This is a genomic window from Nonomuraea sp. NPDC049028, from assembly GCF_043197735.1.
Taxonomy (GTDB): Bacteria; Actinomycetota; Actinomycetes; order Streptosporangiales; family Streptosporangiaceae; genus Nonomuraea.
Genome location: NZ_JBICTR010000031.1, coordinates 1 through 19,968 on the forward strand (window position 1 = coordinate 1; position 19,968 = coordinate 19,968).

The window sequence follows — 19,968 nt, forward strand, 5'->3', positions numbered from 1 at the left end:
ACCAGGTCGGCCTCGATGTCGTCGGAAGGGCGGGTGTTGAAGGTGCTCGTCTCCCGCCGGATCAGCGGAGTGGCGGGCAGGTCCGCCCCCAGGAAATCACGCAGGATCTCCACCGCCAGTTGAGGGCGATCGGCGAACAGCTTGATGAGAGTGTCATGTCGGGGGGACGGCATGACACTCATTGTTACATTGCAAGCGCGTAAAGTGACGGCTATTCGCATACCTTCGGGCATGGCCCGCTGTCCGGGCCCTGCCGTGACATGCGTACAGGTGGCGCGAGCGCGTGGTCAACGCCCTCGGCCGAGCTCTCCCTCAAAACCCGACACCATGGCTCGCAGCCCCGCCTCGAACCACTGGTCATAGAACGCCACCGCAGTCTCCGCCGGTGGTTCGGGGGTGTTGGTGCCCGGTGGGGTGCCGACCTGGGCCAAAGCGTGGCCCAGGACATAGACGGCTACCGACTGGATCGCGGTGAGTGCGTCCTGGCGTGGGATTCCCGCTGCCTCGAAGCGGTCCAGCAGCCCGGCCAGCAGTTCCAGGCCCAGGTCGATGTCCACCGGGTGGGTGGCCAGCAGGGGTACGGCGTGCGGATGGCCGAGCAGCATCCGGCGGTAGGAATCCGCGAACCGGGCCAGCGCCCCGGGCCACGGCAGGCCGGCATCGAGGTCGATCACCGCCTCGGCGAACAGGTGGTCGACCATTGCGGCGAGCACCGCGTCCCGGTTCGGCAGGTGGCGATACAGGGACATGGCCGCGACCCCGAGCTGGGTGCCGAGGCGGCGCATGGTGAGCGCGTCGAGCCCCTCGGCGTCGAGTACCTCGATGGCCGCGGCCACGATCCGTTCGCGGGTCAGGACGGCTGGGCGTCCCCTGCCGCGCCGGGGTGCGGGCTCGTTCATCCGGTCAGCGTAGCGATCAGCGTGGTGGCCAGCATGAGCAGGGACAGAGCGCCCACGACCAGGTGCTGAACGTCGATCACCACGTCATGTCCCTCGGTCGGCAGGATCTTGAGCGTCCGGCCGTACTCGCGCTGATACGTCTCCCGCTGCGCGGCCGTGGCGGTGCCGAAGTAGGGGAGCCACCAGTTCCGCAGGTGTCCGCCGACTATGAGCACGCAGAGTGCGGTCGCGGCGAGCAGCGACCAGGTCTGGTGCAGCGCGACCCCGGCCGCGATCAGTAACGGGAACGGGTAGTTGATGCACGCCGCGAGCACGCGCTGTCCGACGTTGCCGGGCCGGAGGTCGTTCAGCGGGAACATCGGCACCCACTCGGTCACGATGAGCCAGCCGAGCCAGACGAGCGGGACGATGATCGCGATGGTGGTGGTCATGGCGCTACCTCCTGGTTGATTTTGAGTACGTTGTAAGCTTACGTCGTACACAAAATCAACCGCAATAGGGTTGCTGAAGATCGGGCCGCTGCGACATGCTCGGGAGATGATTGACGATCGGCGTATGGTGCGGATCTCCAAATACCTGTCCAAGCACCTGCGTCACGAGCCCGAGCGGATCGGGATCGAGCTGGACGAACGCGGCTGGGTGGACGTCGACGTCCTCCTCCGAGCCGCCGCCTCCCATGGATTCCGGATCGACCCTGCCGATCTGCACCGGGTCGTGGCGGGCAACGACAAGCAGCGGTTCGCCCTTGAGAACGGCAGGATCCGCGCGAACCAGGGGCATTCCATCGAGGTCGACCTGGACCTGCCGGTGGCGACGCCGCCCGCGTACCTGTACCACGGCACGGTGGCGAAGAGCCTGCCCGCGATCCGGGCCGAGGGGCTGCGGCCGATGAACCGCCACCACGTCCACCTGTCGCCCGACCGCGGGACGGCGATGCGCGTGGGGGCGCGGCGGGGCAAGCCGGTGGTCTTGACGGTGGACGCCGGGGCGATGCACGAAGCGGGACACGAGTTCCGGGTCAGCGCCAACGGGGTGTGGCTGGTGGATGAGGCACCACCGACGTATCTCGGCTTCCCCGACTGACATCAGACTTTCGTCAGGGGTGGTCCTGGACGGTCGGCGGATCTTTTCCGGGCCGCCAATTCCTACCGTCGTCACCATGAAACGCAAGCTCTTCGGCGTCCTGGCAGCGACAACGGCGCTGACCCTCGCCCTGACCGCGCCCGCCGCCGGCTCGACTGTACGAGCGGCGCCCACCCCGGCCGCCATCGACGCCTTCCTCACCAAGGTCGTGGAGTCCACCGGGCTACCGGGCATGTCCGTCGTGGTCACCCACAACGACCGAGTGATCCACGCCGCCGGCTACGGCCAGGGCTCCGACGGCAGGCCCGTCACCGCCGACACCCCCATGCGCGTCGCCTCCGTCAGCAAGTCGTTCACCGCCATGGCCGTGATGACGCTGGTCGACGCGGGCAAGATCAAGCTGGACGGATCGGTCGCTGAGCAGCTGCCCGGCTTCCAGCTGGCGGACCCGCGCGCCACGGCGATCACCGTACGTCAGCTGCTCGACCAGACCTCCGGCCTGTCCGACACCACCCTCGACATCAACGCCCTGGAGGAGACCACCTCCCTCGCCCAGTACGTGGAAAGGCTCAAGACCGGCGCGCTCGCCACCGACCCCGGCACCCACTGGGCGTACTGCAACGTCAACTACGACCTGGCCGCCCGCCTGGTCGAGGTCGCGAGCGGGCAGAGCTTCGACGACTACCTGAAGCAGCACGTCTTCGCCCCGCTCGGCATGACCCACAGCGCCCTGCGGAGTGAGGCGGTCCGGCCGTCGGACGGCTACAACTCGGTGTTCGGCGCCTGGCTGGCGCGCCCCGAACTGCCCGGGTTCCTCGACGGCAGCGGCTCCGGCGGGGTCATCACCACCGCCGCCGACATGGGCGCCTGGCTGATCAGCCAGAACGGCAAGGGCAAACCGCTCGTCACCCCCCAAAGCCTGCGGACCATGCACACCCCGTCCAAGGTCAGCGACTACGGCATGGGCTGGAGCCGCGACAGCGACACCAAGCTGCTCGTGCACTCCGGCAACCTGTTCACCTACACCGCCGTCGAGGCGATCTCACCTGAGACCGGCTACGGCTTCGCGGTCATGACCAACAGCGCGTCTCTCACCGACGACACGTACGCCGTCGCCACGGGTCTGTTCGCGATGACCCAGGGGCGGACGCCGGAGCTGCCGGGCGGTGGGCGGCAGACGTTCGAGCTGGTACTGGGCCTCATCGGGCTGGCCGCCATCGGGCTGGGCATCCTGGGCGTGTGGCGGTCACGACGCTGGGCGGCCGGGCGGGCGGGACGTCCCGGGTGGCGGGTCGCGCTGCGGATGGTGCCGGTGCTGCTGCCGGCCGTGGTGCTGGCGGCGTACCCGGACCTGATCTCGTTCATCTCGAACGGGCGGACGATCACCTGGGCCCAGCTCACCTACTTCGCCGCACCGTTGACGATCACCCTGGCGGTCGCGGCGCTGGCGGGAGTGGCCACGGCGGCGATGCGGATCGTCCGGCTGCGGGAGCGCAAGGCTGACACGATTCCGCAGGTCATCCCGTCTGAGTCGATAAGGTCTGGTAGGTGAGAAACGGCGCGATTCTGGCGGTGGTCGCGGGGATCAGCCTGGTCAACGGGCTGTACCTCGACCACATCCCGACCTGGCGGCAGCTGCTGTTCGCGGTCATCGCCGTGGTCGCCTACCTGCACGGCAGACATCTTCCGGTACGCCGGGACTGGCTGGTCCTCGGGGTGGTGGCGATACCCGGTGTCGTGGAGCTGGGGGTGAGTCTCTGGGACGGGGTGGGCGCGCTGATGGCCATGGCGCTGTTCGCGGTGCTCCCCTGGCTGGCGGGGCGCTTCCGGCGGCAGCAGGCGGAGCTGGTCGAGGCGGGCCGGCAGCGGGTCGGTCAGCTGGAGCGGGAGCAGCAGTACACCGCCGAGCGCGTCAAACTGCATGAACGCGCCCGCATCGCCGCCGACATGCACGATTCGCTCGGGCACGAGCTGGCGCTGATCGCGCTGCGGGCCGGGGCTCTGGAGCTGGCGGCCGACATGAACGAGACGAACCGGGAGGCGGCCGCCCAGCTGCGCGCCTCGGCGGTCACGGCGACCGACCGGCTGCGCCGTACCATCGGGGTGCTGCGGGACTCGGGCGGCGCCCCCACGGACCCACCGGACGAGTCGATAGAGACACTGGTCGAACGGGCCGGGCGGGCCGGCATGGCGGTGACCTTGCGCCGCGACGAGCGCTCGGCGGTCCTGCCGCCGCTGCTGGACCGGGCCGCGCACCGGGTGACGCAGGAGTCCCTGACCAACGCCGCCCGGTACGCGCCGGGCGCCGATGTCCGTGTCACCATCGAACGCCGCGCCGACACGGTCACCGTCACGGTCGCCAACGCACCCCCGCCTGCAAAACAAGCGCCATCCACGACAGGTAGCGGCGGGACCGGGCTGGCGAGTCTGCGCGAACGCGTACGGCTGCTGGGCGGCACGCTGGAGGCCGGCCCTCATAAGACGGGATTCACCGTCACGGCCCGGTTGCCATGGCCGAAAGACACAGGGGAGAGCGGATGATCCGGGTGCTGCTGGCCGACGACGAGCCCATGGTCCGGGCCGGGGTGAAGTCGATCCTGGCCACCGACGCGGGCATCGAGATCGTCGCCGAGGCCGCCGACGGCAGGGAGGCCGTCGAGCTGGCCCTGGCGCACCGCCCGGACGTGGCGATGCTCGACATCCGCATGCCCCGCCTCGACGGCCTGTCCGCCGCCGCCGAGCTGCGCGCCGCGCTTCCTGAGGTGGCGGTGGTCATGCTGACCACGTTCGACGAGCGCGAGTACGTGGCCAGGGCGCTCGCGGAAGGCGCGGGCGGCTTCCTGCTCAAGGCCGCCGACCCGCGCGAGCTGATCATCGGCGTCCGGGCGGTCGCGGGCGGCGCGGCGTACCTGTCACCGCGCATCGCCCACCAGGTGATCGCCGAGCTGAACGACGGCAGGCTCACCCGGAACACCACCGCCCGCAAGCGGACCGAATCCCTCACGCCCCGCGAACGCGAGGTGCTGGCCCTCGTCGGCCGCGGCCTGTCCAACCAGGACATCGGCCGCGAGCTGTTCGTGTCGGAAGGCACGGTCAAGGCCCACGTCAGCGCCATCCTCCTGCGCCTGGAGGTGAACAACCGGGTCCAGGCCGCGATCATGGCCTATGAGGCGGGGCTAATGAGCTGACTCGTCGTACGGCAGCAGGCTCGGCGCGGTGTTGTGCACCTGCTGGAAGATGACCGACGTACGGAACCCGGCGATCTCTCGCCGCTTGCTGAGCCGGTCGAGCAGGAAGGCGTGCAGGTGGTCCAGGTCCTGGACCGCCACGTGCAGCAGGAAGTCGTCCCCGCCCGCCAGGACGAACACGCTCAGCACCTCCGGCTGCTCGGCCGCCGACTGCTTGAACGTCTCGATGACGGTCCTGCTCAGCGGGCGGACCTGGACCGAGACGAGCGCCTGGACGCTGCGGTTCAGTGCCGCCGGGGCGATGTCGGCGTGGTAGCCGCGGATGACGCCGCGCCGGGTGAGGGCGCGGACGCGTTCCAGACAGGTGGAGGGGGCGACGCCCAGCTGTCTGGCCAGTTCCCGGTTCGATTGCCGCGCATCCGTTTGAAGAAGCCGAATGATTCCCGAATCAAGTTCATCCACGGCGGCATTATGTCGCCAGAACCGGCCAAATGTTCGCCAGAAGGCTCCTAAGAACACGCATCCGGTTACTTTCAGCGGATATGTCGCAACAAACGAAAGGCCACTTGAGCGCAGGTCAGGGCACGGCGATGCTGCTGGGCGGCGTACTCGGACCGGGCATGCTGGTGCTGCCCCAACTGGCCGCCGAGGCTGCGGGCCCGGCGTCGATCCTGGCCTGGGTGGGCCTGCTGGCGCTGAGCGCACCGGTGGCGATCACCTTCGCCACGCTCGGCACCCACTACCCGAACGGCGGCGGCGTGGCCGCCTTCACCGGTATCGCGTTCGGCGGGCGGGTCGCCGCGGTGGTCGGCTGGTGGTTCTACGGCGCCGTCCCCATCGGCATCGTGGCCGGCGCGCAGGTGGGCGCGGTCTATGTGGCCAACACCCTGGGCGTGGACAAGACCGTCGCCGCCGCCACCCTGCTCGCCGCCGCCTTCCTCGCCAACGCCGCAGGCCTGCGCACCTCGGGACGGCTGCAGGTGGCCATGGTGCTCCTGCTGATCGCGCTCCTCGCGACGGCCGTCGGCACCGCCGCGCCGCACGCCAGTGCCGCCAACTTCACCCCGTTCGCCCCGTACGGCATAGCGGGCGTGATCTCCGCGGCCGGAGTGCTCTTCTTCGCCTTCGTCGGCTGGGAGGCCGCTACCCATCTGTCGGCGGAGATCACCGACATCAGGAGGGCCACCACGGTGACCCTGATCGTGATCTCCGTTCTCTACCTGAGCGTCTCCATCACCTCGATCGCCGTCCTGGGCCGATCGGCACCGCTGTCCGCCCTGCTGGAGACCGGCATCGGCGCCGCGGCCGGCCCGATCATCACCGCGGCGGCCATAGCCCTCACCTTCGGCGCCATCAACACCTACATAGCCGGCGCCGCCCGCCTGGGCGCGTCCATGGCCGGGAGCGGATCCCTGCCGCCCTGGTTCGCGAAGGGCCGAACCCCCCATCGCAGCCTGGCCCTTCTGGCGGCCCTGACCGCCCTGATCATGTTGCTGCCGGCGGACCTGGACACCCTCATGAGAGCCACCTCGGCCTGCCTGGCCGCGGTGACCACGGCAGGTGTGGCGGCGGCCGTCCGCATCCTGCCGCCGGGCAGGCCGCGCAACACGGCCATCGCGGCAACCGCCCTGTCATGCATAGCCCTGGCCTGCTGCGGCACATATCTAGCAGTACCGGCGGCGCTGTCGCTGATAGCCCTGCCGGCGGCAAAGCCGTAACGACTGGAAGCCCGAAACCGGGTGCGGCGGGTGGCGGGCAACCCGCGCTTGTCGTACAAGAAAGGGAAAGAGACCCCTCACCGACCGGAAGAGGGACGCGATGACCGACTACGCAAAGGCGAGAGAGCTCGGCGAACAGGCCCGCGAGAAGGAGTGGACCCGTCCGAGCTTCGCGAAGCAGTTGTTCCTGGGAGATCTCCGCCTCGACCTGGTCCACCCGGCCCCCACGCTGGCCGAGGAGGCGGCCAAGCGCGGGGAGGATTTCGTCAGGGCCGTCCGGCGCTACCTCGACGCGCACGTCGATCCCGCCGAGATCGAGCGGACCGCGCAGGTGCCCGACGAGGTGGTCAAGGGGCTCGGCGAGCTCGGGGCGTTCGGGATCACGATCAGCGAGAAGTACGGCGGGCTCGGCCTGCCTTACTTGTACTACTGCCGCGCGCTCATGCTCGTCGGGTCGTACTGCCCGGCGCTGGCGACGCTGCTGTCGGCGCATCAGTCGATCGGGGTGCCGCAGCCGCTCAAGCTGTTCGGCACCGAGGAGCAGAAGCGGGAGTACCTGCCGAGGTGCGCGCGCGGCGAGGTGTCGGCGTTCCTGCTGACGGAGCCGGACGTGGGCTCCGACCCGGCGCGGCTGTCCACGACCGCCGTCAGGGACGGCGACGACTACGTGCTCGACGGCGTCAAGCTGTGGACGACGAACGGCGTGGTCGCCGACCTGCTCGTGGTCATGGCCCGTACCGGCAAGAAGATCAGCGCGTTCGTGGTCGAGGCCGACTCGCCCGGCATCACGGTGAAGCGGCGCAACGCCTTCATGGGGCTTCGGGGCATCGAGAACGGCGTAACCGAGTTCGCGCAGGTCAGGGTGCCCGCCAAGAATCTCATCGGGCGTGAGGGCGAAGGGCTGAAGATCGCCCTCACCACGCTCAACACCGGGCGCCTGTCGCTGCCCGCTACCTGCGCGGGCAACGCCAAGTGGGCGGTGAAGATCGCCCGTGAGTGGGGCAACGCCCGCGTGCAGTGGGGGCGCAAGGTCGGTGAGCACGAGGCCGTCGCCACGAAGATCGCCTTCATCGCGGCCACCGCGTACGCCCTGGAGGCCGTCTGCGAGCTGACCAGCCGCATGGCCGACGACCAGCGCAACGACATCAGGATCGAGGCCGCGCTGGCCAAGCTCTACGCCTCCGAGCTGTCCTACCAGGTGCTCGACGAGCTGCTCCAGATCAGGGGCGGTCGCGGCTACGAGACCGCCGAGTCGCTGGCCGCGCGCGGCGAGCGCGGGGTCCCGGTCGAGCAGATGCTGCGCGACTCGCGGATCAACCGGATCTTCGAGGGCTCCTCCGAGATCATGCGGCTGCTGATCACCCGCGAGGCGGTCGACGCCCACCTGTCGGCGGCCGGGGAGCTCATCAACCCCGACGCCTCCAGGAAGGAACGTGCGCAGGCGCTGCGGCAGGCCGGCCGCTTCTACGCCCGCTGGCTGCCGACGCTGGTCGCGGGCAGCGGCAACCTGCCCGCCGCCTACGCCGACTTCGGGCCGTTGGCGGCCCACCTGCGTTTCGTCGAGCGAACCAGCAGGAAGCTGGCCCGGTCCACCTTCTACGGGATGTCCCGCTGGCAGGGGCGGCTCGAACACAAGCAGTCCTTCCTCGGCCGGATCATCGACATCGGGGCCGAGCTGTTCGCCATCACCGCGGTCTGCGTCAAGGCCGAGGAGGACGCCCGTGACCTGGGCCGTCGGCCGTACGAGCTGGCGGACACGTTCTGCCATCAGGCGCGGCGGCGGGCGGAGGCGCTGTTCGCCAAGCTCTGGGACAACAGCGACACCCAGGACACCCGGCTGGCCCGCTACGTGCTCGACGGCCGTTACACCTTCGTCGAGGAGGGCATCCTCGACCCGTCCATCGAAGGGCCGTGGATCGGATCGCCGCAGGGCGGGGAGAGCGTGCGGAGAAAGATCCTCTGACGCGCGGTCTAGACCGGTTGTGAGGTTTCTGGCGACCTAGTGTTTTCAAACCGAGACCAACCGGTATAGACCAGACCGAGAATAGAGGCTTACTCTGACGCAAACGCGTTGAGCTGTGACTCACGCACCGGCCGCTGGTACGGACCAGCGAGACCCGTCCGATGAGAAGGCGGTACTTCGGTGAACATGAAACTTGTGGGCGGTGCGGCTCTCGGCCTGGCAACCGTGCTGGTCCTGTCCAGCTGTGGCTCAGGAGGCACCGGCACGGCCGGTGCGGGCGACCAGAAGTCCTCGGCCGGCGGCCCGGTGACGCTCAAGATGGTCGCCGCCGACTACGGTGACGGCCCCGGCAAGCCGAACTCCGGTGAGACGTTCTGGAAGGGCGTCGTGGACGAGTTCCAGGCGGCCAACCCGAACATCAAGGTCGAGGTCCAGGTCATCAACTGGAACGACATCGACAAGCAGGTCGCCACCATGGTCCAGAACGGCCAGGTGCCCGACATCCTGCAGACCGGCGACTACTCCGGCTTCGTCAAGGACCAGCTCCTCTACAAGGTCGACGAGGTCCTGTCGCCGAACGTCTCCAGCGACATGCTGCAGAAGTTCGCCGACTTCGGCAAGGTCGACGGCGCCGCGTACGGCATCCCGTTCGTCTCCTCCGCCCGCGCCCTGTTCTACAACAAGGACCTGTTCCAGAAGGCCGGCATCGCCGAGCCGCCCAAGACCTGGGACGAGCTCAAGACCGACGCCGAGAAGCTGAAGAAGGCCGGCGTCAGCCAGCCCTTCGGCCTGCCGCTCGGACAGGAGGAGGCGCAGGCCGAGTCCTTCCTGTGGATGCTCGGCAACGGCGGCGGCTACAAGGACGCCTCCGGCAAGTGGGCGATCAACTCCCCGCAGAACATCGAGACGTTCAACTACGTGAAGGGCCTGGTCAACGCCGGTCTGACCACCCCGAACCCGGGCACCAAGGACCGCAAGACGGTCTGGGAGGACTTCGGCGCCGGCAAGGTCGGCATGGTCAACGGCGGCCCGATGTCCATCCCGATCTTCGACGCGGCCGGGCTGAAGAACTACGGCGTCGCGCCGATCCCCGGCAAGTCCGGCCCGCTCGACACCACGCTCGGTGTCATGGACTGGATCATGGCGTTCAACAAGAACGGCCACGCCGCCGAGATCAAGAAGTTCTTCGACTTCTTCTACACCGGCAGCGCCGCGCAGAAGATCAGCGACACCTACAAGCTGCTGCCCGTGACCAACGGCGGCATCCAGAAGCTGTCGGGCGACGAGAAGCTCAAGCCGTTCCTCGACGCGCTGCCCAACGCCAGCTTCTACCCCTTCCAGGACCCGAAGTGGGCCGAGGTGAACCCGCAGATCAAGCAGACCATCGGCGGGGCCGTCAAGGACGACCCGGCCAAGGTGCTCGGCGAGCTCCAGAAGACCGCCGACGCCGGCTGATCAGTCGGGGGCCCGTACGGCCGGCGCTTCGCGTCCAGAGCGCCGGCTGTACCGTTACGGAAGGTTCCGCATGAAAAGGTTCCGCATCCTGGAGCCCCTGGCCTGGGTCGGGCCCGCTGTTGTGCTGATCGCGGTGGTCGTGCTCTGGCCGGTCTACGAGATGATCCGCTCGTCGTTCCTGAAGATCAGCCGGTTCGGCGTGGTCCAGGGCGGCAACGGCGTGGCGAACTACGAGAAGCTGTTCGGTGAGAAGGACTTCGCGGACATCATGGTCCGCAGCGTGATCTGGGTGGTCGCGGTCGTCGCCCTCACCGTGCTGATCTCCCTGGCCCTGGCTCAGCTGTTCAACCAGCGCTTCCCCGGCCGCAAGATCGCCCGCTGGGCGCTGATCGCGCCGTGGGCGGCCTCGGTGCTGATGACGGCGATCATCTTCAAGTGGATGCTCGACCCGGAGGTCGGCGTCATCAACCAGATCAGGCTCAAGCTCGGCCTGATCGACGCGATGGGCGGCGCCTCGGCCGACCAGCTCGGCGACGCCTCGACGGCGATGCCGTGGCTGGTGTTCGTGGCGGTGTTCGTGTCGGTGCCGTTCACCACGTACGCGCTGCTGGCCGGTCTGGCGACGATCCCCAACGACGTCTACGAGGCGGCCAAGATGGACGGCGCCACCCGGCTGCGGACGTACTGGTCGATCACGCTGCCGCTGCTGCGCCCCGCCCTCACCGTCGCCGCGCTGATCAACGTCATGAACGTCTTCAACAGCTTCCCGATCATCTGGGCGATGACGCACGGCCAGCCCGGATACTCGACGGCGACCTCGACGATCCTGATGTTCATCCTCAAGGGCTCCAACATCGGCGAGTCCGCCGCCATGTCGGTCGTCAACTTCGGCATGGTGATCATCCTGACCGCGATCTTCCTCAGGGTGTCCCGCTGGAACAAGGAGGTGGCGTGATGGCCGTCAAGACGGCGCCGGCGCTGTCCACCCACCACCACGCCAAGCCGCCCCGCCCCGCCGCGCGCGGCCTGCCCAGGCTCAAGACGGTGATCGTCGCGGGCAGCGCGTACGTGATCGCGTTCATCTTCCTGTTCCCGTACCTGGTGATGCTGCTGACCTCGCTGCGTCCCCAGGAGACGCTGCGCGACGTGACGTTCTTCCCGTCGCAGTGGGAGTGGTCGAACCTGACCAACTTCTGGACCAGCGGCCTGGCCGGCAACCTCATGGTCACGCTCAAGGTGGCGGCGGGTTCCACCATCCTGGTGCTGCTGGTGGCGCTGCCGGCCGCGTACTACTCGGCCAGGCACAACTTCAGGGGACGCACGGCGTTCCTGATCCTGGTGCTGATCACCCAGATGTTCCAGCCGACGGCCATGCTGGTCGGCATCTACCGCGAGTTCTTCCAGTTCGGGCTGGTGGACTCGATCTGGTCGCTGATCCTGGTCAACGGCGGGTTCAACCTGGCGTTCGCGGTGTGGATCCTGAACGCGTACTTCTCCTCGATCCCGCGCGAACTGGAGGAGGCGGCGTTCATCGACGGCAACGGACGGTTCGGGGCGTTGTTCCGGATCACGCTGCCGCTGGCCATGCCCGGGGTGATCACCGCGCTGATCTTCACCTTCATCGCCGCGTGGAACGAGTTCGTGGTGGCGTTGACGCTGACCACGACACCGGCGAACCAGCCGCTGACGGTGGCACTCAACTCGTTCATCGGCCAATACCAGGTGGACTGGCAGAACCTCTTCGCCGGCTCAGTGATCGCCACTATCCCAGTGATCATCCTCTTCGCTCTGATCGAGCGAAAGGTGGTGGGAGGTCTGACGGCGGGCTCCATCAAATAGCCGGCCGCAACAGCCATCCCCGCCCGGGCCCCTCCTCCACCGGCCCGGGCCCCTCAGCCGCCCCGCACGCCGGTGGCGGCTGAGGTGGTTACTGGGGTACGCGGGCGACGCAGAAGACCGTCTGACCGAAGGGCGGCCGGATGAAGCGCTCGATGAGGCGCGTGGCCGGAACCACCGTCCGGTCGTAGATCTTCACGAGTCGCGGATCCGGATAGCCCACGCCACCCCGGCGGACGGCGGCCCACCAGGCGATGCCGCCCAGGAAGTTGATCGGCTTCAGAACCTCGGGCTCCAGCCCTGCCTTGGCGACCGTCGCGCCCAGGGTCTTGGGGGTGTAGCGCTGGACGTGCCCGACCTTGCGGTCGAAGTCTCCATAAAGCTGCATGTAGCCGGGCACCCAGATGATGATCCGGCCGCCGGGCTGCGTGACCCGGGCCAGCGAACGCAGCGCCTCGGCGTCCTCTTCGATGTGCTCCAGGACGTTCATCAGCACGACCGTGTCGACCTTGTCCTCAAGCGGGATATCGGTCGGCAGCCCGAACTGCAGCACGTTGATGTCGTCGCGGCCCTCGAAGCGCTTACCCAGCTGCTCGACGCAGTAGGGGTCGAAGTCGCTCACCACGAGACGGTCGAGACGCGGCAGGAACTGCTCGGCGAAATGGCCCAGCCCGGACCCGATCTCCAGCATCGAACGGCCGACATGCGGGGCGACCATGTCGAACTCGTACTGCCGATAGTTCTTGGCCTCGTCCCCACCTAGGTGGTTCTCCAGGGCCTCGTCACCGGCCGCCGGTTGTACTACACGGTCATACCCAGAAGACATAGTGCCGTTCCTTCGAAGGGCTCATGGATTTGTGCGAGTCTAATGCCCCAGCAGCGCCGATGGTCACCTGATGGGTCAAACGCCCTTCCCTGAACCCCCTCTGATGCGGTGAAATCTGACTCGTTCATGGACGACGACGAGGCCATCAGCCGCTCCCTCGCCGGCGACCTGACCGCCTACGAGGCGCTGGTCGCCCGCTACAGCGCGCTCGCCCACCGCACCGCCGCCATGCTCGGGGCGGGGGACGAGGCAGAGGACGTGGTGCAGGAGGCGTTCGTCAAGGCGTTCAGGCATCTGTCGACCTTCCGCAGGGACGCCCCTTTCCGGCCGTGGCTGCTGCGGATCGTGGCCAACGAGACGCACAACCTGACCCGGTCGCGCGGGCGCAGATCCGAGCTCGCCGTACGACTCAGCGCCACGGCCGACCTCAAGGCCCCAGACGACCCCGAGGGCTCGGCCGTCGCCACGGACCGGCGCACCCGGCTGCTGGAGGCGGTACGCCACCTGCCGGAGCGGGAACGCCAGGCCGTCGTCTGCCGGTACTTCTTACAGCTGACGGAGGCGGAAACCGCCCAGGTGCTCGACTGGCCGCTCGGCACCGTCAAGTCCAGCACCCATCGCGGCCTCGCGCGGCTCAGGGAGGAGGTGGGCAATGAGCTCGCATGACCCGTTCGACGACCTGGCCGCCGAACTCACGGCCCTCGCCGACTTCCTCGACGTCCCCAACCCACCGCCGACCGACGTGGCATCAGCCGTCCGCGCCCGCCTGGAGCCCACCCCCGAAACGCCCGCGACGCCCGAAACGCCTGCGCGACGAAAGCGGCGAGCGAGGTGGCAGATCGTGACAGCCATCGTCTTGGCCGTCATAGCCATCACCGCCGCCACCCCGCAGGGCCGCGCCGCCGTGCGCGCGATCCTCCAATACGCCGGGATCGAGCTACGCCTGGGCGACTCCACCCCCCAACCCGTCACCACCCCAACCCCGCTGCCAGGCGAGCACACGGTGGCCCCGGCGGACCTGGCCACCCAAGTGCGGTTCCCCATCAAGACCCCCACCGCGCTGGGCACCCCCGAGCGCGCCACGGTGAGCGACAACGGCCGCGTGGCGTCGCTGTTCTGGCCGGGCGGCATCCGCCTGGACCAGTTCGACGGCACGCTCAGCCCGTACTTCTTCAAGAGCGTTGGCCCACCCTGGCCCGAGGACGTCCCGGTCGCGGGCGTCACCGCCTGGTGGCTCGGCGGCGATCATCCGCTGGGCTACCTCAAGCGCGAGGACGGCACGTCGGTCCCCCTGCGCCAGGCCCAGCCCACCCTCATCTGGCAGTCCGGCACCGTCGGTTACCGCCTGGAAGGAGCCGGCACCAAGGAGCGCGCCGCCGAGATAGCCGCCACACTCCTCCGGTAGCCGTCTCACGCCGTCTCACGCCTCACTCCGGCAGAGGCGGTCACTCCGGCGGAGGCAGTCACTCCGGCAGGGTCAGCCAGTCGTCGATCTCCTTCAGCAGCTCCTTGCGCACCCCCTCGGGCGCCGTGGACGCCCTGATCGACTGCCGCGCCAACTCGGCGATCTCCTCATCACGAAAGCCGTAGACCTCCCGCGCCAACTCGTACTGCCGCAACAACCGCGCCCCGAACAGCAACGGATCGTCGGCCCCCAGCGCGATCGGCACCCCCGCCTCGAACAGCCTGCGCAACGGCACGTCCGCCGCCCGCTCGGCGACGCCCAGGCCCACGTTCGAGGTCGGGCACACCTCGCAGCAGATCTGCCGCTCGGCCAGCCGCTCCATCAGCCACGGGTCCTCCGCCGCCCGCACCCCATGCCCCACGCGGTCCGCGTGCAGGTCGTCCACGCACTGCGCGACGCTGCGGGGTCCGAGCAGTTCACCCCCATGAGGTACGGCCAGCAGCCCCGCGCGCTTGGCGATCCGGAAGGCCCGCTCGAACTCCCTGGCCGCGCCGCGCCGCTCGTCGTTCGACAACCCGAACCCGACGACGCCCTTGCCCTGGTATTGGACCGCGAGCCTGGCCAGTGTGTTCGCGTCGAGCGGGTGCTTGGTGCGGTTGGCCGCCACGACCACCGCGATCCCGATGTCCGCCAGGGTGGCGGCCTGGGCGGCGGCGTCCAGCATGAGCTCCAGCGTCGCCGTCAACCCGCCGAACCGCGGCGCGAACCCCGACGGGTCCACCTGGATCTCCAGCCATCGCGACCCGGCCGCCGCCTCGTCCTCGGCCGTCTCCCGCACCAGCCGGTAGACGTGCTCCGGCTGCCACAGCACCGACCTGGCGATGTCGTACAGTCGCTGGAACCTGAACCACCCACGCTCATCGGTCGCGCGCAGCTGGGGCGGCCAGTCCTGCTCCAGCGCGTCGGGCAGGTGCAGGCCCTGCTCGCGAGCCAGCTCGATCAGCGTCGAATGCCGCATCGAGCCGGTGAAGTGCAGGTGCAGGTGAGCCTTGGGCAGCTGGTCAAGCGGGCGTGGCATTTCCATATCTTGCCACTCAACCTGTATGCCCGTTCGTGCGTTGGGAGGGGCGAAAGGGGACCCCGCCCATGACGGATGAAGATGAAACGGCATTCGACGAGTTCCTTGCCGCACGCAGCACCTCGTTGCTACGCACCGCGATCCTGGTCTGCGGAGCCGCCCACCACGACGCCGAGGACCTGGTCCAGCACGCTCTGGAGAAGGTCTACCGGCACTGGCCCCGGATCCGGCACGACAACCCCGAGGCGTACGCGCGCAAGGTCCTCGTCAACGCGGCGATCAGCCGGGCTCGGCGGCGGCGCGTCGTGCAGGAGATCACGTTCGCCCGGCCGCCCGACACCGCCGCGAAATCGCCCGACCTGGACCTGCGCGACACGCTCATCGAGGAATTGCGCAGGCTGCCGCCGAAGATGCGGGCCGTGATCGTCCTGCGCTACTGGGAGGACCAGTCGGAGTCGGCCACCGCGTCGCTGCTCGGCTGCTCGCTCGGCACCGTGAAGAGCCAGGCGGCCCGGGGCCTCGCCAAGATCCGCGAACGCATGACCGTCGCAGAAGGAGCGATCCGATGAAGACCGAAGAAGAAGCCATCGCCGAGGCCATGGCCGCGCACGTCGCCGGCGTGCACGCCGGGCCGACGCTCGGCAGGGACGTGCGGCGCCGCCACCGCGCGCACGTGATGAGATTCCGTACGGCCGGTGCCGCCCTCGTCACCGCCCTGGTCGCCGTGACCGTGCCGGCGCTGATCAATTCGGGGGAACCCCCTAAGACTCCGCACGCGGCCACCGGCCAGGACCAGGCCGTGATGGACTTGGTGACCGTCCCGGACGTAGTAGGGAAGCCCGTCGCCGAGGCGGTCGAGACGCTGAAGCAGGCGGGACTGGTCGTGGAGGACCCGGAGACGGCCACCGACACGGGTTCGGTGCGCGTCCAAGCTCCCGCCGCCGGTGAGGAAGTGACGAAGGGAACGAACGTCCAGCTCACCGTCGGCCAGGAGCACTCGGTGCCGCAGGATCTCGGTGATCTGGGCGATGGCAGGAAGTTCGGCGGCATCCATGTCGGCTACCTGCCCGACGGGCTCGAATGGGGTAAATGGTCGGGCAAGAACGGCTTCGGCAAAACCAGCTACACCACCACTTTTGTCGAGCCTGGACAGCCAGAGGGTTATTACTCCGTACAGATCGTCGTGTTCGCGGGTGAGGCGAGCAAGCAGGTCGCGCAGCGGCTGGCGAGGTTCTCCGACCAGGGCGCTGAAACTCTTGATATCAGTGGCAAGGAGGCTTACCTCACGAATGTCACCGAAGGCGGAGAAGTCGCCACCGACACCACCGACAACTCCGAGGGCTCCACGAGCACCATCGGCTGGACGCTGCGCAAGGGGCTGGCGGTCGAGGTGTATATCAGCCCGGACTATGCGAAAAAGGTTGACGCGGCGACCGAGCTGAAGAAGATCGCCGAAGGGATCGAATCCGCCGAGTGATCGGGTGGTACGGGTGAGATCAGACCGGGGATCTACCGTGCATGAAGCCTGAGGGCGGGACCGGCGGACAGGCGCTGCGCGCGATGCTGGCGTTCCTCGCACTTGGGGTCACCGTTTCGATCATCTATGGGCTGTTCTCCTCGGGATTCGGGCGTCTCCATCGCACACCGGTGGGGGCGCCTCCACCGGTTCAGGCTCCACCGGCTCCGACCCAGCCGCCTCCGGCCGCGCCGGGCCGGGCGGGACCCGTTCGGGGCCGGACCGTCACCGCCGCCATGGCTGCGCCCCGGATCGCGGTGGTCGCGCATGACTTCTGGCTCACCTACCTGCCTGCCGGGTTCGATCGCGACGACGGGGGAGTGATCGAACCCGACCAGGGCGCCTGGGCCAGATTCACCCCCAAGGCGGGGCTGGGCACCACCCGTCCTCAGGGCGGGTTCGTCGAGGTGCGGGTGGAGCATGGCGCGGCGGCTGCCGACTGGGCCACCTACCAGCGGCGGACCCCACTACGGACGCCCAGGGAAACCACCATCCGCGGCAGACCCGCCCTGGTCGGCCGCCGTCCCGGCGGCGGCCTGATGATCGTCTGGCTGGAGCGTACGGGCACCGGAGCGTCGATCAGGGTCAGCGAATCCCTGAGCGAGGAACTGCTCCGTGTTGCCGCCTCGGTCAAGGGTCCTGTAGGAGACTAGGGGCCTTTTCTGCGGTTTTCACGCCAAGTCATGGGGGGTTGATGCGACGCCTGGCAGCGGTGTCCCTCGTGTTCGCGCTCACCGGGTGCGGCAGCGCCGCCACGCCGGAGGCGAACACAGCCACGCCGGAACCGAGCCGGGCGAGGTCGACGATCATCTCTCTGACCTGCGGGTCCGGGGATCTCGGCATCGGCCACCTGCCCGCGGGGGTGGAGCGCGCGGGCTCGTTCACGCGGATCAAGTCACTGCGCGAGCGGCTCAAGGTGAAGGGCGTGCGGTGGCGCAAGAACGACGAGGAGCTGCTCGTCGGGCTGGTGTGCGGGGTGCGGGGTGCCGAGCGGTTCGCGTCGCTGGTCAGCAGGTCGAGCCTGCGCGCGTACAACGGCAAGCCCGCCCTGCGCTGGCGTACGCGGGGCGGGCTGAGCAACTTCATGTGGCTGGAACGGCCGGGCACCGCGGTCTACATCGGCGCCACGCCCGGACTGGCCCGCGAGATCGAGCAGGTGGCCGAGGCGGTCGGCTGACGCGGTGTGGTCAGTGGGCTTCCGCGAGGAGCTTGGCGAGGCGGCTGACGCCCTCTGCCAGGTCGTCGTCCCCCAGGGCGTACGAAAGGCGGAAATATCCGGGCGTCCCGAACGCCTCGCCCGGAACCACCGCCACCTCCGCCTCCTCCAGGATCAGCTCGGCCAGCTCGGCCGATGACTGCGGCCGCCGGCCGCGCAGCTCCTTGCCGATCAGCTCCTTGACCGAGGGGTAGGCGTAGAAGGCCCCCTTCGGCTCCGGGCAGAACACGCCCGGGATCTCGTTGAGCAGCCGTACCATCGCCTGACGGCGCCGATCGAACGCCTCGCGCATCTCCGCCACGGCCGACAGATCGCCGGAGACGGCGGCCAGAGCGGCCATCTGGGCGACGTTCGAGACGTTGGACGTGGCGTGCGACTGGAGGTTCGTCGCGGCCTTGACCACGTCGGACGGGCCGATCAGCCAGCCCACCCGCCAGCCCGTCATGGCGTAGGTCTTGGCCACGCCGTTGACGATGACGACCCGGTCGGCCAGCTCCGGAACGGCCGTGGCGATGCTGGTGAACTCCGCTCCGCCGTACACAAGATGCTCGTAGATCTCGTCGGTGACGACCCAGAGGCCGTTGGCGGCGGCCCAGCGGCCGATCGCCTCCGTCTGCTCGCGCGAGTAGACGGCGCCCGTCGGGTTGGACGGCGAGACGAACAGCAGGACCTTGGTGCGCTCCGTGCGGGCCGCCTCAAGCTGTTCGACGCTCGCGAGGTAGCCGGTCGTCTCGTCGGTGACGACGTCGACCTGGACGCCGCCGGCCAGCTTGATCGCCTCGGGGTAGGTCGTCCAGTACGGGGCCACGACCAGGACCTCGTCGCCCGGGTCGAGCAGCGTGGCGAACGCCTCATAGACGGCCTGCTTGCCGCCGTTGGTGACCAGGACCTGCGACGCCTCGACCTGATAGCCCGAGTCGCGCCGCGTCTTGGCGGCGATCGCCTGCTTGAGCTCCGGCAGGCCGCCGGCCGGGGTGTACTTGTGGAAACGGGGATCGCGCGCCGCCGCCACCGCCGCCTCGACGATGTAATCCGGCGTTGGGAAGTCGGGCTCTCCGGCGCCGAAGCCGATGACGGGGCGGCCGGCCGCCTTCATCGCCTTCGCCTTCGCGTCCACGGCCAGCGTGGCGGACTCGGAAATCGCGGAAATTCGGCTGGATATGCGAGGTCGGGTGGACATGGGTCCATGCTGCCACGCGGGCCGTGACCTGGGCGATCGGGTTTGGTTCGACGTAAGGGGCCTTCCCCCGATACACTTTCGCCTGGTCGTGCCGCCGCATGTCGACGTGCGGTTCGGTCCAGGCAGTGAGCTGATCAGGGTAGTGTGGTTGGCGACATAGGGCACTGGCGCAATTGGTAGCGCACCGGTCTCCAAAACCGGCGGTTGGGGGTTCGAGTCCCTCGTGCCCTGCGAGTGCGGTCCGCGCAATGGCGTGTAAGCGCGCCGCATACTGCGTTGGATACGACAGATTCAGGTGAGGACTGTGGCGATCGACACGCGCGGCGAGACCGCAGGCAAGCCTAGTGGCGAGAAGAAGACCCGCACCTCGCCGGCCCTTTTCTACCGGCAGGTAGTCACCGAGCTGCGTAAGGTCATCTGGCCGACACGCAAGGATCTCATCACTTACACCACGGTCGTTCTGGTATTCGTTCTGATCATGGTTGCGATCGTGTACGGGCTCGACAGTGCGCTCGGCTGGGCCGTTCTCCGCGTCTTCGGCGGATCCTGATCCAGACACCGACGGCGTCACCCGACGGAGTCGCCATTCGATTCGACGAAAGAGG

Annotated in this window: 22 protein-coding genes and 1 tRNA gene; 17 read left to right on the top strand and 6 right to left on the bottom strand. The window is 68.7% G+C overall.

Annotated elements, in window-relative coordinates; translation table 11 throughout:
- Nucleotides 1-287: 287 nt before the first annotated feature.
- Both ACGFJ2_RS58600 and ACGFJ2_RS58605 read right to left on the bottom strand, forming a co-directional pair.
- Nucleotides 288-899: a TetR/AcrR family transcriptional regulator gene (locus ACGFJ2_RS58600; RefSeq protein ID WP_393484019.1), complete on the bottom strand. Its 612-nt coding sequence runs from the start codon at nt 897-899 to the stop codon at nt 288-290.
- The gene (locus tag ACGFJ2_RS58605; protein WP_393484022.1) at nt 896-1,330 is read right to left on the bottom strand and encodes a hypothetical protein; all 435 of its coding nucleotides are present in this window, start codon (nt 1,328-1,330) and stop codon (nt 896-898) included. Before ACGFJ2_RS58605 ends, ACGFJ2_RS58600 begins: the two co-directional genes overlap by 4 nt.
- A 109-nt stretch (nt 1,331-1,439) precedes the next feature.
- Between ACGFJ2_RS58605 and ACGFJ2_RS58610 the strand changes: the two genes are divergently transcribed.
- From ACGFJ2_RS58610 to ACGFJ2_RS58625, 4 genes are all read left to right on the top strand, one after another.
- Complete coding sequence (locus ACGFJ2_RS58610) at nt 1,440-1,982, top strand: RNA 2'-phosphotransferase (RefSeq protein ID WP_393484066.1); 543 nt, start codon at nt 1,440-1,442, stop codon at nt 1,980-1,982.
- Between the two features lie 76 nt (nt 1,983-2,058).
- Nucleotides 2,059-3,534 (top strand): serine hydrolase domain-containing protein, encoded by a 1,476-nt coding sequence (locus ACGFJ2_RS58615; RefSeq protein ID WP_393484025.1) that lies wholly within the window; start codon nt 2,059-2,061, stop codon nt 3,532-3,534.
- Nucleotides 3,531-4,523, top strand: coding sequence for a sensor histidine kinase (locus tag ACGFJ2_RS58620; RefSeq protein ID WP_393484028.1), 993 nt, complete (start codon nt 3,531-3,533; stop codon nt 4,521-4,523). Before ACGFJ2_RS58615 ends, ACGFJ2_RS58620 begins: the two co-directional genes overlap by 4 nt.
- A complete protein-coding gene (locus ACGFJ2_RS58625) occupies nt 4,520-5,170 on the top strand; it encodes a response regulator transcription factor (protein ID WP_357962230.1) in 651 nt (216 codons plus the stop codon). The genes ACGFJ2_RS58620 and ACGFJ2_RS58625 overlap by 4 nt, the downstream gene beginning before the upstream one ends.
- Here the strand turns inward: ACGFJ2_RS58625 and ACGFJ2_RS58630 are convergent.
- On the bottom strand, nt 5,159-5,632 hold the full coding sequence (locus ACGFJ2_RS58630; protein ID WP_357962227.1) for an Lrp/AsnC family transcriptional regulator: 474 nt from the start codon (nt 5,630-5,632) through the stop codon (nt 5,159-5,161). The two genes, ACGFJ2_RS58625 and ACGFJ2_RS58630, sit on opposite strands and share 12 nt — an antisense overlap.
- A gap of 104 nt (nt 5,633-5,736) precedes the next feature.
- On the opposite strand from ACGFJ2_RS58630, the gene ACGFJ2_RS58635 reads away from it, so the two are divergent.
- From ACGFJ2_RS58635 to ACGFJ2_RS58655, 5 genes are all read left to right on the top strand, one after another.
- Entirely contained in the window at nt 5,737-6,888 is a 1,152-nt protein-coding gene (locus ACGFJ2_RS58635) for an APC family permease (RefSeq protein ID WP_393484032.1), read from the top strand.
- 100 nt (nt 6,889-6,988) lie between these two features.
- Nucleotides 6,989-8,851 carry an acyl-CoA dehydrogenase family protein gene (locus tag ACGFJ2_RS58640; RefSeq protein WP_358206590.1) on the top strand — a complete coding sequence of 621 codons (1,863 nt, stop codon included), beginning with the start codon at nt 6,989-6,991 and terminating at the stop codon, nt 8,849-8,851.
- 186 nt (nt 8,852-9,037) lie between these two features.
- Nucleotides 9,038-10,306 (top strand): extracellular solute-binding protein, encoded by a 1,269-nt coding sequence (locus ACGFJ2_RS58645; protein WP_357962245.1) that lies wholly within the window; start codon nt 9,038-9,040, stop codon nt 10,304-10,306.
- A gap of 70 nt (nt 10,307-10,376) precedes the next feature.
- Nucleotides 10,377-11,261, top strand: coding sequence for a sugar ABC transporter permease (locus tag ACGFJ2_RS58650; protein ID WP_357962218.1), 885 nt, complete (start codon nt 10,377-10,379; stop codon nt 11,259-11,261).
- Nucleotides 11,261-12,145: a carbohydrate ABC transporter permease gene (locus ACGFJ2_RS58655; RefSeq protein WP_357962215.1), complete on the top strand. Its 885-nt coding sequence runs from the start codon at nt 11,261-11,263 to the stop codon at nt 12,143-12,145. The genes ACGFJ2_RS58650 and ACGFJ2_RS58655 overlap by 1 nt, the downstream gene beginning before the upstream one ends.
- 88 nt (nt 12,146-12,233) lie before the next feature.
- Here ACGFJ2_RS58655 and ACGFJ2_RS58660 read toward each other — a convergent pair whose 3' ends face one another.
- Complete coding sequence (locus tag ACGFJ2_RS58660; RefSeq protein ID WP_393484037.1) at nt 12,234-12,968, bottom strand: class I SAM-dependent methyltransferase; 735 nt, start codon at nt 12,966-12,968, stop codon at nt 12,234-12,236.
- A gap of 108 nt (nt 12,969-13,076) precedes the next feature.
- Between ACGFJ2_RS58660 and ACGFJ2_RS58665 the strand changes: the two genes are divergently transcribed.
- On the top strand, nt 13,077-13,634 hold the full coding sequence (locus ACGFJ2_RS58665) for an RNA polymerase sigma factor (RefSeq protein ID WP_358206580.1): 558 nt from the start codon (nt 13,077-13,079) through the stop codon (nt 13,632-13,634).
- On the top strand, nt 13,621-14,373 hold the full coding sequence (locus tag ACGFJ2_RS58670; RefSeq protein WP_393484041.1) for a hypothetical protein: 753 nt from the start codon (nt 13,621-13,623) through the stop codon (nt 14,371-14,373). The genes ACGFJ2_RS58665 and ACGFJ2_RS58670 overlap by 14 nt, the downstream gene beginning before the upstream one ends.
- Before the next feature lie 58 nt (nt 14,374-14,431).
- On the opposite strand, the gene ACGFJ2_RS58675 is transcribed toward ACGFJ2_RS58670, so the two are convergent.
- A complete protein-coding gene (locus ACGFJ2_RS58675) occupies nt 14,432-15,451 on the bottom strand; it encodes an adenosine deaminase (RefSeq protein ID WP_393484044.1) in 1,020 nt (339 codons plus the stop codon).
- 68 nt (nt 15,452-15,519) lie between these two features.
- On the opposite strand from ACGFJ2_RS58675, the gene ACGFJ2_RS58680 reads away from it, so the two are divergent.
- From ACGFJ2_RS58680 to ACGFJ2_RS58695, 4 genes are read left to right on the top strand one after another with little or no spacing between them, the layout of a single operon-like run.
- Nucleotides 15,520-16,020 (top strand): SigE family RNA polymerase sigma factor, encoded by a 501-nt coding sequence (locus tag ACGFJ2_RS58680; RefSeq protein WP_393484046.1) that lies wholly within the window; start codon nt 15,520-15,522, stop codon nt 16,018-16,020.
- Nucleotides 16,017-16,928, top strand: coding sequence for a PASTA domain-containing protein (locus ACGFJ2_RS58685; protein WP_393484049.1), 912 nt, complete (start codon nt 16,017-16,019; stop codon nt 16,926-16,928). The genes ACGFJ2_RS58680 and ACGFJ2_RS58685 overlap by 4 nt, the downstream gene beginning before the upstream one ends.
- Before the next feature lie 41 nt (nt 16,929-16,969).
- Complete coding sequence (locus ACGFJ2_RS58690) at nt 16,970-17,620, top strand: hypothetical protein (RefSeq protein WP_393484052.1); 651 nt, start codon at nt 16,970-16,972, stop codon at nt 17,618-17,620.
- 41 nt (nt 17,621-17,661) lie between these two features.
- Nucleotides 17,662-18,144, top strand: a complete 483-nt coding sequence (locus tag ACGFJ2_RS58695; RefSeq protein WP_357962197.1) for a hypothetical protein — start codon at nt 17,662-17,664, stop codon at nt 18,142-18,144.
- Nucleotides 18,145-18,154: 10 nt separating this feature from the next.
- Here the strand turns inward: ACGFJ2_RS58695 and ACGFJ2_RS58700 are convergent, their stop codons facing one another.
- Entirely contained in the window at nt 18,155-19,363 is a 1,209-nt protein-coding gene (locus tag ACGFJ2_RS58700) for a pyridoxal phosphate-dependent aminotransferase (RefSeq protein ID WP_357962194.1), read from the bottom strand.
- Between the two features lie 158 nt (nt 19,364-19,521).
- Here ACGFJ2_RS58700 and ACGFJ2_RS58705 point away from each other — a divergent pair.
- Both ACGFJ2_RS58705 and secE read left to right on the top strand, forming a co-directional pair.
- Nucleotides 19,522-19,594: transfer RNA gene (locus tag ACGFJ2_RS58705), tRNA-Trp, on the top strand.
- Nucleotides 19,595-19,667: 73 nt separating this feature from the next.
- Nucleotides 19,668-19,913 carry a preprotein translocase subunit SecE gene (secE, locus tag ACGFJ2_RS58710; RefSeq protein ID WP_357962191.1) on the top strand — a complete coding sequence of 82 codons (246 nt, stop codon included), beginning with the start codon at nt 19,668-19,670 and terminating at the stop codon, nt 19,911-19,913.
- The last annotated feature ends 55 nt before the right edge of the window (nt 19,914-19,968 follow it).

Bases quoted from the DNA above. Each gene is read 5' to 3' on its own strand.
- ACGFJ2_RS58600 (WP_393484019.1), bottom strand. From the start codon at position 899: ATGAACGAGCCCGCACCCCGGCGCGGCAGGGGACGCCCAGCCGTCCTG.
- ACGFJ2_RS58605 (WP_393484022.1), bottom strand. From the start codon at position 1,330: ATGACCACCACCATCGCGATCATCGTCCCGCTCGTCTGGCTCGGCTGG.
- ACGFJ2_RS58615 (WP_393484025.1), top strand. From the start codon at position 2,059: ATGAAACGCAAGCTCTTCGGCGTCCTGGCAGCGACAACGGCGCTGACC.
- ACGFJ2_RS58625 (WP_357962230.1), top strand. From the start codon at position 4,520: ATGATCCGGGTGCTGCTGGCCGACGACGAGCCCATGGTCCGGGCCGGG.
- ACGFJ2_RS58640 (WP_358206590.1), top strand. From the start codon at position 6,989: ATGACCGACTACGCAAAGGCGAGAGAGCTCGGCGAACAGGCCCGCGAG.
- ACGFJ2_RS58645 (WP_357962245.1), top strand. From the start codon at position 9,038: ATGAAACTTGTGGGCGGTGCGGCTCTCGGCCTGGCAACCGTGCTGGTC.
- ACGFJ2_RS58650 (WP_357962218.1), top strand. From the start codon at position 10,377: ATGAAAAGGTTCCGCATCCTGGAGCCCCTGGCCTGGGTCGGGCCCGCT.
- ACGFJ2_RS58655 (WP_357962215.1), top strand. From the start codon at position 11,261: ATGGCCGTCAAGACGGCGCCGGCGCTGTCCACCCACCACCACGCCAAG.
- ACGFJ2_RS58660 (WP_393484037.1), bottom strand. From the start codon at position 12,968: ATGTCTTCTGGGTATGACCGTGTAGTACAACCGGCGGCCGGTGACGAG.
- ACGFJ2_RS58670 (WP_393484041.1), top strand. From the start codon at position 13,621: ATGAGCTCGCATGACCCGTTCGACGACCTGGCCGCCGAACTCACGGCC.
- ACGFJ2_RS58675 (WP_393484044.1), bottom strand. From the start codon at position 15,451: ATGCCACGCCCGCTTGACCAGCTGCCCAAGGCTCACCTGCACCTGCAC.
- ACGFJ2_RS58680 (WP_393484046.1), top strand. From the start codon at position 15,520: ATGACGGATGAAGATGAAACGGCATTCGACGAGTTCCTTGCCGCACGC.
- ACGFJ2_RS58685 (WP_393484049.1), top strand. From the start codon at position 16,017: ATGAAGACCGAAGAAGAAGCCATCGCCGAGGCCATGGCCGCGCACGTC.
- ACGFJ2_RS58690 (WP_393484052.1), top strand. From the start codon at position 16,970: ATGAAGCCTGAGGGCGGGACCGGCGGACAGGCGCTGCGCGCGATGCTG.
- ACGFJ2_RS58695 (WP_357962197.1), top strand. From the start codon at position 17,662: ATGCGACGCCTGGCAGCGGTGTCCCTCGTGTTCGCGCTCACCGGGTGC.
- ACGFJ2_RS58700 (WP_357962194.1), bottom strand. From the start codon at position 19,363: ATGTCCACCCGACCTCGCATATCCAGCCGAATTTCCGCGATTTCCGAG.